The 11,717-nt window shown below is 69.7% G+C and carries 14 protein-coding genes and 1 pseudogene; 4 read left to right on the top strand and 11 right to left on the bottom strand.

The genetic code is table 11. From position 1 onward, the window contains the following. The coding region (locus VET29_RS19380; RefSeq protein ID WP_324922319.1) for a serine hydrolase at positions 1 to 658 on the top strand (658 nt) is incomplete at its 5' end. A 1-nt stretch (position 659) separates the two neighbouring features. Here VET29_RS19380 and rdgB read toward each other — a convergent pair. Together rdgB and rph are read right to left on the bottom strand one after the other, a co-directional pair. After that, on the bottom strand, positions 660 to 1,268 hold the full coding sequence (gene rdgB / locus VET29_RS19385) for an RdgB/HAM1 family non-canonical purine NTP pyrophosphatase (protein WP_324922321.1): 609 nt from the start codon (positions 1,266 to 1,268) through the stop codon (positions 660 to 662). Further along, the gene (gene rph / locus VET29_RS19390; protein ID WP_324922324.1) at positions 1,265 to 2,029 is read right to left on the bottom strand and encodes a ribonuclease PH; all 765 of its coding nucleotides are present in this window, start codon (positions 2,027 to 2,029) and stop codon (positions 1,265 to 1,267) included. The genes rdgB and rph overlap by 4 nt, the downstream gene beginning before the upstream one ends. A 171-nt stretch (positions 2,030 to 2,200) precedes the next feature. Here rph and VET29_RS19395 point away from each other — a divergent pair. Continuing rightward, positions 2,201 to 3,202, top strand: a pseudogene (locus tag VET29_RS19395) (lysylphosphatidylglycerol synthase transmembrane domain-containing protein); the annotation flags it as partial. A gap of 42 nt (positions 3,203 to 3,244) precedes the next feature. Here VET29_RS19395 and VET29_RS19400 read toward each other — a convergent pair. After that, positions 3,245 to 3,892 (bottom strand): TetR/AcrR family transcriptional regulator, encoded by a 648-nt coding sequence (locus VET29_RS19400; protein WP_324922327.1) that lies wholly within the window; start codon positions 3,890 to 3,892, stop codon positions 3,245 to 3,247. Between the two features lie 112 nt (positions 3,893 to 4,004). On the opposite strand from VET29_RS19400, the gene VET29_RS19405 reads away from it, so the two are divergent. After that, the gene (locus VET29_RS19405) at positions 4,005 to 4,505 is read left to right on the top strand and encodes a GNAT family N-acetyltransferase (RefSeq protein WP_324922329.1); all 501 of its coding nucleotides are present in this window, start codon (positions 4,005 to 4,007) and stop codon (positions 4,503 to 4,505) included. On the opposite strand, the gene VET29_RS19410 is transcribed toward VET29_RS19405, so the two are convergent. Further along, positions 4,428 to 5,645: a hypothetical protein gene (locus VET29_RS19410; RefSeq protein WP_324922331.1), complete on the bottom strand. Its 1,218-nt coding sequence runs from the start codon at positions 5,643 to 5,645 to the stop codon at positions 4,428 to 4,430. The two genes, VET29_RS19405 and VET29_RS19410, sit on opposite strands and share 78 nt — an antisense overlap. Positions 5,646 to 5,647: 2 nt before the next feature. Next, positions 5,648 to 6,727 carry a helix-turn-helix transcriptional regulator gene (locus VET29_RS19415; RefSeq protein ID WP_324922333.1) on the bottom strand — a complete coding sequence of 360 codons (1,080 nt, stop codon included), beginning with the start codon at positions 6,725 to 6,727 and terminating at the stop codon, positions 5,648 to 5,650. A 258-nt stretch (positions 6,728 to 6,985) separates the two neighbouring features. Between VET29_RS19415 and VET29_RS19420 the strand changes: the two genes are divergently transcribed. Further along, on the top strand, positions 6,986 to 7,588 hold the full coding sequence (locus tag VET29_RS19420) for a hypothetical protein (protein ID WP_324922335.1): 603 nt from the start codon (positions 6,986 to 6,988) through the stop codon (positions 7,586 to 7,588). A gap of 29 nt (positions 7,589 to 7,617) precedes the next feature. On the opposite strand, the gene VET29_RS19425 is transcribed toward VET29_RS19420, so the two are convergent. The 6 genes from VET29_RS19425 to VET29_RS19450 form a co-directional block, all read right to left on the bottom strand. Further along, positions 7,618 to 8,388 carry an MBL fold metallo-hydrolase gene (locus tag VET29_RS19425; RefSeq protein ID WP_324922337.1) on the bottom strand — a complete coding sequence of 257 codons (771 nt, stop codon included), beginning with the start codon at positions 8,386 to 8,388 and terminating at the stop codon, positions 7,618 to 7,620. Between the two features lie 23 nt (positions 8,389 to 8,411). After that, on the bottom strand, positions 8,412 to 9,221 hold the full coding sequence (gene murI / locus VET29_RS19430; protein ID WP_324922341.1) for a glutamate racemase: 810 nt from the start codon (positions 9,219 to 9,221) through the stop codon (positions 8,412 to 8,414). Further along, positions 9,158 to 9,796, bottom strand: a complete 639-nt coding sequence (locus VET29_RS19435; RefSeq protein ID WP_324922343.1) for a rhomboid family intramembrane serine protease — start codon at positions 9,794 to 9,796, stop codon at positions 9,158 to 9,160. The genes murI and VET29_RS19435 overlap by 64 nt, the downstream gene beginning before the upstream one ends. Before the next feature lie 34 nt (positions 9,797 to 9,830). Next, a complete protein-coding gene (locus VET29_RS19440) occupies positions 9,831 to 10,547 on the bottom strand; it encodes an aspartate/glutamate racemase family protein (protein ID WP_324922345.1) in 717 nt (238 codons plus the stop codon). Then, positions 10,544 to 11,002: an SRPBCC family protein gene (locus VET29_RS19445; RefSeq protein ID WP_324922347.1), complete on the bottom strand. Its 459-nt coding sequence runs from the start codon at positions 11,000 to 11,002 to the stop codon at positions 10,544 to 10,546. Before VET29_RS19445 ends, VET29_RS19440 begins: the two co-directional genes overlap by 4 nt. Before the next feature lie 99 nt (positions 11,003 to 11,101). Next, a partial coding sequence (locus VET29_RS19450) for a PLP-dependent cysteine synthase family protein (RefSeq protein WP_324922349.1) occupies positions 11,102 to 11,717 on the bottom strand: 616 nt, incomplete at its 5' end.

Consider the following 11,717-nt stretch of genomic DNA (forward strand, 5'->3'; position numbering starts at 1 on the left):
GAACACGACGCTGGGCGCCGTGGTCTTCGACCGGGTGGCGGGCACCGAACTACTGTCCGTCGAGGCGGACCGGCAGTTCCACTCTGCGTCGCTGGTGAAGCTGCTGATCGCCATCGACGCGCTGCACCAGGGCGCGAGTACGGCCCAGCGGAAGAACATCACGCGGATGCTCTCGATGAGCGACGACACCATCGCGAGCGCGATGTGGGTCGACGCCGGCGGACCGCGGCTGGTCACCCGCGCGGCGCGGCTGATCGGGTTGAGGGGCACCGAGCCGCCGGAGGTGTACGGCAGGTGGGGCGAGACCACGCTGACCGCGCACGACATGGTTCTCGTGTACCAGTACGTGATGAACGGCCTGCCACCCGACGACCACATACTGGTCGTGGACGCGCTCGCGAAGGCGACGGAGTACGGGGCGGACGACTTCCGCCAGTACTTCGGCATCCCCGACGGCCTGAGCGCACAGTGGGCGATCAAGCAGGGCTGGGGCAACAACGACCACACGATGGTGCTGCACAGCACCGGCCTCGTCGGCCCGCAGTGGCGCTACATCGTGGTCCTGCTGACCGAGCACCCGCTCGGCTCGGGCTGGAAGACCTGCGCCAGGTCCGTGACCGCCGCGGCCGAGGCGCTGAACCAGCAGCTCTCCTCGTAGATTAGCGGTCGCCGAGGCTGCGCAGGTGTGGCAGCAACAGTGACAGTGCCCTGCCGCGGTGGGAGATCGCGTCCTTCTCCTCGGTCAGCAGCTCCGCCGACGTCCTGGTCTCGCCGTCCGGGACGAAGATCGGGTCGTAGCCGAAACCGTTGGTGCCGCGGGGTTTGCGCACCAGGGTCCCGGGCCACACGCCCCGCACCACGATCTCCGTGCCGTTCGTCAGCACCAGGGCCGTGGCACAGACGAACTGGGCACCGAGCCGGTCCTCGGGGATGTCGGTGACCTGCTCCAGCACCAGTTCCAGGTTCCTGCGGTCGTCCTTGGCGAGGCCGGCCCAGCGGGCGGACAGCACGCCCGGCATGCCGTTCAGGGCGTCGACCATCAGGCCGGAGTCGTCGGCGACCGTCGGCAGGCCCGTTGCCGCCACCGCGTCGCGGGCCTTGGCGACCGCGTTGTCCTCGAACGTGGCACCGGTCTCCGGCGCCTCCTCGAACGGCGGCACCTCGTCGAGACCGACGGCGGTCACGCCCTCGATGCCGGCACGCTCGATGATCCGGCGCATCTCCTGCAGCTTCTTGACGTTGCGGGACGCCACCAGCAGCTGGGTCACGGACGGGCCACCTTCGCGGTCGGGAGTTCGCCGGGGTACGGCTCGGCCAGCGCGGCCTTCTGCAGCTCGTTGATGTGCGCGCATCCGGCCAGCGCCAGGTCGAGCATGCGGTCCAGCGTGGACCGGGTGAACGTGGCGCCCTCGCCGGTGCCCTGAACCTCGATGATCGTGCCGGCGTCGGTGGCCACGACGTTCATGTCGACCTCGGCGCGGGCGTCCTCCTCGTACGGGAGGTCGAGACGGATCCGGCCGTCCACCACACCGACGCTCACCGCCTGCACGGCACACGACAGCGGCTGCGGGTCGGCGAGCCGGCCGGCCGCGCTCAGCCAGGTGATGGCGTCGGCGAGTGCCACGTAGGCGCCGGTGATCGCCGCGGTGCGGGTGCCGCCGTCGGCCTGGAGCACGTCGCAGTCGATCACGATCGTGTTCTCGCCGAGGGCCGCCAGGTCGATGCACGCACGCAGTGAGCGGCCGATGAGCCGGCTGATCTCGTGTGTGCGACCCCCGATCCGGCCCTTCACCGACTCGCGGTCACCGCGCGTGTTGGTCGCGGACGGCAACATCGCGTACTCGGCGGTGACCCAGCCGAGGCCGGAGCCCTTGCGCCAGCGCGGCACACCCTCGGTCACGCTCGCCGCGCACAGCACCCTGGTCTTGCCGAACTCGACGAGCACCGAGCCGGCCGGCCAGACCTGGAAACCCCGGGTGAGCTTGATGTCCCTGAGCTGGTCGTCGTTCCTGCCATCGCTACGTACCACAGCGAGAACTCTAGGCCCCGGCGCACGACCGGCTCACACCGCCGCTCAGCAGAGCTTGACCGCGGCGCGAGCGCCCCGGGATACCACTGTGGCGGACGTTACCCCACGGCCGATTGACCGACCGGCCAACACGGGGGAGCATTCAACGTAGGTTGAAATCGGAGGCGGCTTATGTCCGAGGGGGACTTACAGGCCAGGAAGAAACACCCGGTACTCGCGGGCTCGGTGAAGGCCGCGGCGGTGCTGGCACTTCTCATCGTCGCCGTGATCTCGCTGCGCGGCAAGTTGCCGAGCGTCACAGCGGTCATCGACGCGATCACCGACGCCGACACCAGCTGGCTCGCCGTCGCCGTGGTCGCGGAGTTCGTCTCGATGGGCATGTTCGCCCGCCAGCAACGCCGGCTGTTGACCGCGTTCGGCGTGCGCATGACGCGACACCGCGCGCTCGCCCTGTCCTACAGCCGCTCCGCCATCGCGATCAGCCTGCCCGCCGGCTCGGCGATCTCCGCGGCGTACGCGTTCCGCCAGTTCCGGACGGGTGGCGCGAGCCGCCGGACGGCCGCGACGGTCATGGTGCTGTCCGGCCTGCTGTCGTTCGCCGCGTTGTTGCTGCTGTACGGGACGGGCGTGCTCGCGGCGGCCGCGGTACACCTCGGCGAGGCGTGGTCGGACGGGTCGAGCAGCATGCGCGTGTCGGTCGTGCTCGCGTTCGCACTGGCCACGATCGTCGGGCTGTTCGCGTGGCAGTCCAGCTGGCAGCTACACAGGACCGGTGTTCGCTCCACTCAGGAGCGCAGGTGCACGCAGCACGACGTCGGCACCCGCTTCCCGCGGCTCGACAGGCTGCTAACGCCGCTGGCCGACGCGCTCACCAGCTCGCGGGACGTCGGCGGCCGGCACTGGACGCTCGCGCTCGGCGCGGCGGTCGCGAACTGGCTGACCGACCTGCTGTGCCTGTACGCGGCGGCCAGTGCGTTCCACCTGCCGGTGAGCCTGGCCGCGATCGGCGCCGTGTACCTGACCGTCCAGGTCGTCCGGCAAGTGCCGCTCACCCCGGGCGGCATCGGCGTGATCGAGGTCAGCCTGCTGGCCGGCCTGGTGTCCGCGGGCGCCGGGAACGCCGACGCGGCCGCGACCGTGCTCGTCTACCGGTTGCTGTCGTGCTGGCTGATCATCCCGGTCGGGTTCCTCTGCTGGCTGGTGCTGCGCAGGACCTCATCCGACGACCCGGTCGAGGACGAGCTCGAGGTCGCCGGGAAAGTCGTCGGCGGACCGCTCGTCCCCGGCGAGGTGGCTCAGGAGCGCGTGCTGGAACGCGCCGTCCACCAGGGCGTATACGAGCCGAGGCGGAAGTGCCACGTGTAGTCCGGCACGCTCGGCGTACAGCTGGACGATGCGGACGACCATGCGCTCGATGCTGGACTGGATCTCGCGGACGTCGTCGCGGAAGGACTCCTCGAACATGCTCTGCGCCCGCAGGTCGTACCAGAGGCGGTGCATGTCGGTGTCCCGCCGCAGCGACGTGGCCATGCCGGTGACGAACCGTTCCCGCAGCTCGTCGGCCGTGGCCGAGGCGGCGAGCACCTGGTCGTAGCGGTTGATGGTCGCCGCCTTGTACTGCCGGACGCAGTAGGTGATCAGGTCGACCTTGTCGCGGAAGTAGTAGTGCAGCACGCCGTGGGAGAACTCGGAGTTCTGCGCGATCTCACGGAGACTGGTGCGCGCGTAGCCGAGCTCGGCGAGGGTGCGTAACGCGGAGTTGGCGAGTTGTGCCCTGCGCTGTGCGAACTTGTCGATCTTGCTGAGTTGGTCGATCTTCCTGCGGCGAACGACCTGCTTGTGCTCGGCGACCTTGGTGGACACGGCGGTCCTTCGGTGTCAGCCTCCCCCGGCCCACGATCTGCGGGCCGTTCCCAAGCATAACGGGCAATTGCCGGATGGCGCGCACATGGTTCGGCTACCGTGAAGCGACGTCATGGGGAATTTACACATCCGGCGCGCCCGCCCCGCTGACCTCGAACGCCTCATCCGGGAGCTGGGCCAGCGAAGGTTCTTCGCCGACCGCTTCGCCCGGCAGGCCGGCCGGTCCGGCACGTTGCTGACGGCGTGGCGTGGCAATCGCCCGGTCGGCGTCATCTACCTGTGGCTCGAGGCGGCGGAGGAGGAAGAGCTCCGCACCCGCCTGCCCGGGACGCCGATCCTCAACCACCTCGAGATCCACGCCGACCACCGCGGCCGCGGCATCGGCACGCGGCTGATCACGGCCGCGGAGCGGCGGCTGCGGATGCTGGGGTTCGCCGAGGTCGCGCTGGCGGTGGAGGTGACCAACGAGCGTGCGGCGCGACTGTACAAGCGGCTCGGTTACGAGGACTGGCCCTATCCGGAGGTGCGCTGCTACTCACTGACCGACGGCAAGGGGGAACGGCACGTCGAAATCTGCCGGATCATGGTGAAGCCGCTCCTGCGGGAGGTGTAGGTGCGCCGTCTCGTCCGGGAAGTCGAGGGACCGGAACATGCCGCGTACCCCGGCAAGTGACCGCCGTTCCTGCTTGGACCGCTTGCGCGGCACGACACCGCGGTAGACCTCCTCGACGTGGGCTCGCCAGGTGACGCGGTCGGCACGCCAGGCGTTGACGTACCGCGCGCACAGGTCTGGCCGGATGGATTGGCAGCGCCCGCGGGCCGCCTTCAACGCCTGCAGCATCCGGTGTTGCTGCGGACCGCCGACCGTTCGCTCGACCATGCCGATGACGTCGGTGATGAACTCGACGCGCCGGAACAGGAAGTCCCGCCAGTGCTCGAGGGTCGCGTCCCGGGGGGACCGTCCGTTGTCCAGCAGCCAGAACAGGCCCTCGGCGAGGCAGTCGCCCAGTTCCTCGCCCCTGGCCCGGCCCTCCCGGTAGGGGTCGTACGGCTGCTGGACGGCCGTGCCGGTGATCGTCGTGCGGCGTAGGCCGTCGTCGTCGAGCAGGAAGAACCAGTCCTCGTTGTAGATGTTGGGGAAGAACGAGGTCATGGACTTCGCGCCGACGGCGAGGGCACCTCCGCCGACGAACACGTCCTGCAGTCCGCCGGCCGCCCGGAAGGCGTGGCAGACCACGGAGTTGTCGGGCATGCCGTTGATCGCCAGGCCGACGCCCGCGTAGTGGGTGGTCAGGCCCGCGGCCATGCACACGTCCATCGGCTCGGGGACTCCGATGTCGTCGTCGAGGAAGACGACCCGCCGCCAGCCGATCAGCCGGGCGAGGAGCAGGCCGAGGTTCCGCTTGAGACTGGTGTCGGTTCGCCGGTCGAACCGCGTGCCCGCGAGGACCCGGTCGGTCGCGAAGGAGGCAACCACGCCCTCGGGCAGGTCGCTGACGTCGATCGCGATCAGCTTGACGCCCCTGCCCCGCACCCGCCAGGCGACCTCGTGAGCCGAGGACCACCTGCTGCACAGGGCGACGAGCGTGCAGCCCAGTTTGCCGGCCAACTCGATGGCCGAGTCGAGGCTCGCGACGTTACGCGCGGTCGGGACGAGGATCGCGTCCACGTCCACCGGGAGGTGGACGGGTAGCGGCGTGCTCAGCAGTTGGCGGTGTGAGCCGTGATGGTGTCTGGATTGCTTCCCTTGCACGGTCACATCTCGGCCGGCCACGCGTGGAGCAGGTCATCGGGGTTGCCCCAGTCCGGGGCGACCGCGGAGCCGAGGAACACCTTGACCCGGCTGAGGATGCTGAACGTGTTCTCCCCGGCGAACCGCGTACGCAGGTACTGCTCGTTGCGGTCGCGGAAGCGTGCGTCCGTGAGCGCGATGACGGCACCCAGGGTGCCGTGCTGGTACTGCCCGTTGCAGAAGGTGACCGTGCGCCGGTCGTTGAGCGGGCTGGGCGCCCGGTAGAAGAAGGCGACGTCCTCGATGAGGATCTCCCTGCCGTTCACCTTCCGCAGCACCGGTTCGAACAGCCGTTGGTCGTCGCCCTCGCCGACCAGGAAACCACCCGCCTCGGCCTCGCTCTCCCTGCCGAGCTGCCGTACCGGCAGGTCGAGGCGGTGCAGCAGCTCCGCGGTGATCGTGTTCCAGTCGACGCCGCCGAGCAGCACGAGGTGGCTGGTGTAGTCGCTGGGCACGACATCCGCCGGGGCGCGGAGGATGACCTTGCTCAGCGGGTTGGCGGCGCGCAGGTGCCCGTACAGCGCGAACAGGGCGTCCAGGTCCGCGTACTTGTAGAGCCGCACGTAGTCCGGGGCGCTCGGGTCGCTGTACGGCATCGACCGGAGGTACTCGTCGGGTAGTGCAGAGCACACGATCGTGATGTCCTCGTCCGGCGGAAAACGCCAGTGGCTGCCGGCGAACGGGTCGATGGCGGACCCGCTCGGCTCGTTCTCGTGTGCCCCGTTCCGCAGCCCGGTCAGCTCACGCAGCAGCTCGTCGCGGCGAATTCGTTCGTCGCTCGTCAGCTGGGACTCGGGGAGCACCCGGAAAGGCGCCTTCGCCACCGACCGCTCGGTGGCGAAGAACGTCGCGTAGGACTCCAGCCGCTCCTGCGGGGGGAGTGTCGGGCTGGTCCGGCTCTCCCACGAGGAGATGAGCGGGCCGCTGGCGCCCAGCGCCTCGGCGAGGTCGGCCTGGGTGACCCGGTTGGCGAATCCCTGGAGCCGCAGGGACCGCAGCCGCTGAGCCAGCCTCTGCGCGCCTTCAGCTGGGTTCACCGCCATCACGTCCTTCAGCAGAACTTCAGGTCAGGCACCAAAGCCTGAAGTATATAGTCGGCGATTGTCAGGCGGTCCGAAGATCGTCGGAAGTAATCCGAGCGATACGTCCGCGTCAACGACCGGCTTGTTGTCATTGTTCTGTCCACTACACCGCGATTGGGTCCTTGCTTCCGCGCACATCCCCGACTTACCCTCGAATCTCAGAGTGTCGTCAAGTTGGCTGAAGTTTAGCTGAAGTTGACGAGGGACTGGAGGCAGGTCATGAATGAATATAGAGAACTCCAGCCACGTCAGCGGATAGTGATCGTCTGCGACATCGAGGGGTCGACCGGCAGGAACAACCGGGCGAAGGCGCTGGTCCGTGCGGACATGTTCGACCTTTTCGAGGCGGCACTGCTCGACTGCAAGATCACCGAGGATCTTCGGGAGCCGTTCATCAACACCGGGGACGGCGTGATCACGCTCGTGCGTCCGGTCGACGGGGTACCGAAGACCTTGCTGCTGAACACCTTCGTGCCCGCGTTGAGCGAGATGCTTGCCGAGCACGCGGAGGTCCACCCCGACCGGAGGTTCCGGCTGCGGGTCGCGATCCACTCCGGCGAGGTGCACTTCGACAGGCAGGGGGCGTTCGGGGAGGACCTCGACCTCGCGTTCCGGCTGCTCAACTCGCCGGAGCTGAAGCTGCGGCTCCAGCAGACCGACGCGCCGCTCGTACTCGCGGTCTCCGACCACATCCACGCCTCCGTGATCAAGCACGGCTACGACGGGATCGACGGGCAGTCCTTCGCACCGATCATCCGGGTCGACATGGCCGCCCAGCGGCACACCGGGTGGGTCCAGGTGCCGGCCGAGGCCTTCGCGTGACAGGCGGTACGCCACATCGACCGGGTCTCCTAGACCGGGTACGTGACGCCTCTCCCGACCAGGACGATCTCGCCGTCGTAGGCGGCTCGGGCCTCGGCCAGCACCGCCCGCGGGTCGGTCCAGGGGGCCACGTGCGTGATCAGGAGCCGGCCGACCGAGGCGCGGGCCGCCAGCTCGCCCAGCTGCACACCGGACAGGTGCACGCCGGCGGGACGGTCGTCGCGGTGGGTCCAGGAGGCCTCGCCCAGCAGGACGTCCACGCCGGCGGCCAGGTCGTCGAGGGCGGCGCACACGCCCGTGTCCGCCGTGTAGGCGATGGTGCGGCCGCCGTGGGTGAAGCGGAAGCCGTACGTCTCGGGTGGATGGTTCACCTCGACCGCGGTCACCGTGAACGGGCCGATCGTCTGGACACCCGCGGCCAGCACGCGGAAGTCGTACACGTCCGACAGGTCCGTCTCGGCCAGTTCGGCCTGATCGGGGGCGTACGCGGCCGCGAAGCGGGTCGGCGCCTCCTTCGGCGCGTAGACGGGTAACCGACGCACGCGCGGGTCAACGGGCGGTGTCGGGTGCCAGCGGCGCAGCACGGTCAACGCGCTGAAGTCGGCGCAGTGGTCCGGGTGCAGGTGGGAGAACACCAGCGCGTCCAGGGACAACGGGTCCCGTCGCGCGGACAGCTCGGCGAGTGTCCCGTTGCCCAGCTCCACGCCCAGCGCGAAGTCGTCGGCCTCCAGCAGGTACCCGGACGACGGTTCATGAGGGCCGGGAGCGCTGCCGGAGCAGCCGAGCACGGTCAAACGCACGCCCGACACCCTGCCACAAGTGATCACGCATGGGGAGTGACCACGAAGGCGCCCAGGTCAGGGCCCAGAAAACGCCGCGCGAGGCGGGTGAACCAGGCCGGGTCGCCGGTCGCCATCAGCTCGTGTCTCGGCTCCTCCCACGAGGCGAACAGGTCCAGCTCGGTCAGCACCCGCACGACGTCCTTCGCGGTCTCCTCCGCGCTCGAGACGAGTGACACCTCGGGACCCATGACGATCTGGAGGACGCCGGTGAGCAGCGGGTAGTGCGTGCAGCCGAGCACGACCGTGTCCACGTCCGCCTGCTGCAGGGGTTCCAGGTACGCCTGCGCCAGCCCGAGGACCTGCCGGCCGGACGTGATGCCACGCTCCACGAAGTCCACGAACCGCGGGCACGCGGTGCTGGTCACCTTCAGCGAGGGCGCGGCGGCGAAGGCGTCGTGGTAGGCGCGGGAGCGGACGGTGCCCTCGGTGCCGATGACACCGATCCGGCCGTTGCGGGTGGTCGCCACCGCGCGCCGCACGGCCGGCACGACCACCTCGACGACCGGCACGTCGTATCGTTCCCTGGCGTCGCCAAGACACGCCGCCGACGCCGTGTTGCACGCGATGACCAGCAGTTTCACGCCGCTCGCCACCAGGTCGTCCGCCACCGCCAGCGCGTGGCGGCGTACCTCCGCGATCGGCAGCGGGCCGTACGGGCTGTTGGCCGTGTCGCCGACGTACCGGAGCCGCTCGTGGGGCAGCTGGTCCGCGATGGCGCGGGCGACCGTCAGGCCGCCGACGCCGGAGTCGAAGACGCCGATCGGGTTCTGTTCGCCAGGGACACCAGCCATGCCGCGAGTATGCCGCCGATCGCGCCGAACAGGTGCCCCTGCCAGGACACCCCGGGATTGCCGGGCAGGACGCCCAGCAGCGTGCTGCCCCAGTACAGGAAGAGCAGGCCGGCGATCACGATCTGGCCGAACGACCCGTTGAAGATGCCGCGGACCAGCAGGAAGGCGAGCCAGCCGAACGCGAGCCCGGACGCGCCGACGGTCGTGCCGGTGTCGCCGACGAGCCACACGCCGAGGCCGCTGAAGAGCCAGATGGTGGCCGTCACGGCGATCCAGGGGCCGACGCCGTTGGACATGGCGAGGAAACCGAACAGCAGCACCGGCAGCGTGTTGGCGAAGAGGTGTGCCCAGCCGTGGTGCAGCAGCGGGGCCCAGATGACGCCGTCGAGACCGCCGAGGGAGCGTGGCTGGATGCCGAACTGGTCCAGCCGGCCGGACATCGCCGCGTCGACGAGCTCGATGAGGTAGAGCAACGCCGTGAAGGACGCGATCACGATCAGCGCCTGCAGCGGCCTGGGCGGCAGGATGCGGTTGGCCGGCTTCTTCTCCGGCGATGTGGCTGGCAGAGTGCTCACACCATGAGGTTACGTCCGTTTTCTGCGGTTGGCGTCAGGTGGAACCCTGAGAATTCCCTGGCATCTCGGCGAGCCCGAGCGCGTGGTCGGCGGCAAGCTCGGCGTGCAGCCGGGTGGTCGGGAAGACCGGGACGGGGCTGTCCCCGGCGCCCACGAGCAGTTCGATCTCCGTGCAGCCCAGGATGACGCCCTCCGCGCCCCGCTCGACGAGCCTGCGGATGACCGCGCGATAGGCCGCACGGGACTCCTCGCGGACCACGCCGAGCACCAGTTCCTCGTAGATGACCCGGTGGACCTCGGCCCGGTCCTCCTCGGGCGGCACGAGCACGTCGAGGCCGTGCGAGGCGAGGCGGTCGACGTAGAAGTCCTGCTCCATCGTGAAGGCGGTGCCGAGGAGGCCGACCTTCCGCACGCCCGCGGCGAGCACGGCCCCCGCGGTGGCGTCGCCGAGGTGCAGGAGGGGGAGGCCCGTGATCCGGTCGGCCACCTTGTGCATGGTGTTGGTGCACAGGACGAGGAAGTCGGCGCCGGCCCGCTTCAACGCGCCGGCGGCCTCGTCGAGCCGCTTGCCCGCGGCGTCCCAGCGACCGCTCGCCTGGAGTTCCTCGATCTCGGCGAAGTCCACCGAGTACAGGACGCAGTGCGCGGAGTGGAAGCCGCCGAGCCGTTCCCGGACGCGCTCGTTGACATGGCGGTAGTACTGGACCGAGGACTCCCACGACATGCCGCCGAGCAGTCCGATGACCTTCATGCGAGCAGCCCCTCGAGCTTCGCGAGCGAGCGTTCGAGGTTGCGCGCCACGTCCTTGGTGCCCAGGCGTTTCATGACCCAGCCCTTGACCGCGCCGGCGGGCTCCTGCAGCGACCTCAGGCGCACGGTCGTCGCCTCGCCGTCGCCGTCCAGCTCGATGCGGAACTCCGTCGACGCGGCGAACTTCGGCGCCGGCTTGCCGTCCAGGCGTTCCGCCAGGTGCCGCCAGGCCAGGAGCCTGCCCGGCTCCCACGCGGTGATCTCCTGGTCCACCTCGGACTTCCGTCGCCCCCAGTGCCCGTGCTGCGTGCGCTGCTGCCCGACGCCCTCCCCCGACAGCACCTCGGTGCGGTCGGAGAACTCGAACCACTCGGGCGCGCGCGCCGGGTCGGACACGACGGCCCAGACCTTGTCGACGCCCGCGGGCACGCGTGTCTCCCGTGTGACCTCAATCATGGGGCCGACCCTATCGTCGGGCTCCGACCATGCACGAAAACGCAACTCGGGGTGTCCGTACGCGGGACTCGGTGTGTTTGAACGCGGGACTCGCGGGGGTTAGGCCCAGAGGTGGCCGTCCAGGCGGGTTGCCGCCTCGTCGACCGAGCCGCTGTAGGCGCCCGTGGAAAGGTACTTCCAGCCGCCGTCGGCGACGATGAAGACCACGTCGGCGGGGGTACCCGCGCGGACCGCCTTGTCCGCCGCGGCCAGTGCCGCGTGCAGGATGGCGCCCGTCGAGATGCCCGCGAAGATGCCTTCCGTCTCCAGCAGCTGCCGGGTCCGGCGCAGGGCGTCGTACGAGCCCACCGAGTACCGGGCGGTCAGCACTTCCGGGTCGTACAGCTCCGGCACGAAGCCCTCGTCGAGGTTGCGCAGGCCGTACACCAGCTCGCCGTACCGTGGCTCGGCCGCGATGATCTGCACGTCCGGCTTGTGTTCCCGCAGGTACCGGCCCGCGCCCACCAGAGTGCCGGTCGTCCCCAGTCCCGCGACGAAGTGGGTGACCGACGGCAGGTCACGCAGGACCTCCGGGCCGGTGCCGTGGTAGTGCGCGCCCGCGTTGTTCGGGTTCCCGTACTGGTACAGCATGACCCAGTCGGGGTTCTGCTTCGCGAGCTCCTTCGCGCGCCGGACGGCCTCGTTCGAGCCGCCGGCCGCCGGCGAGCTCACGATC

This window comes from Actinophytocola sp. (genome assembly GCF_035634895.1).
Classification (GTDB): Bacteria; Actinomycetota; Actinomycetes; order Mycobacteriales; family Pseudonocardiaceae; genus Actinophytocola.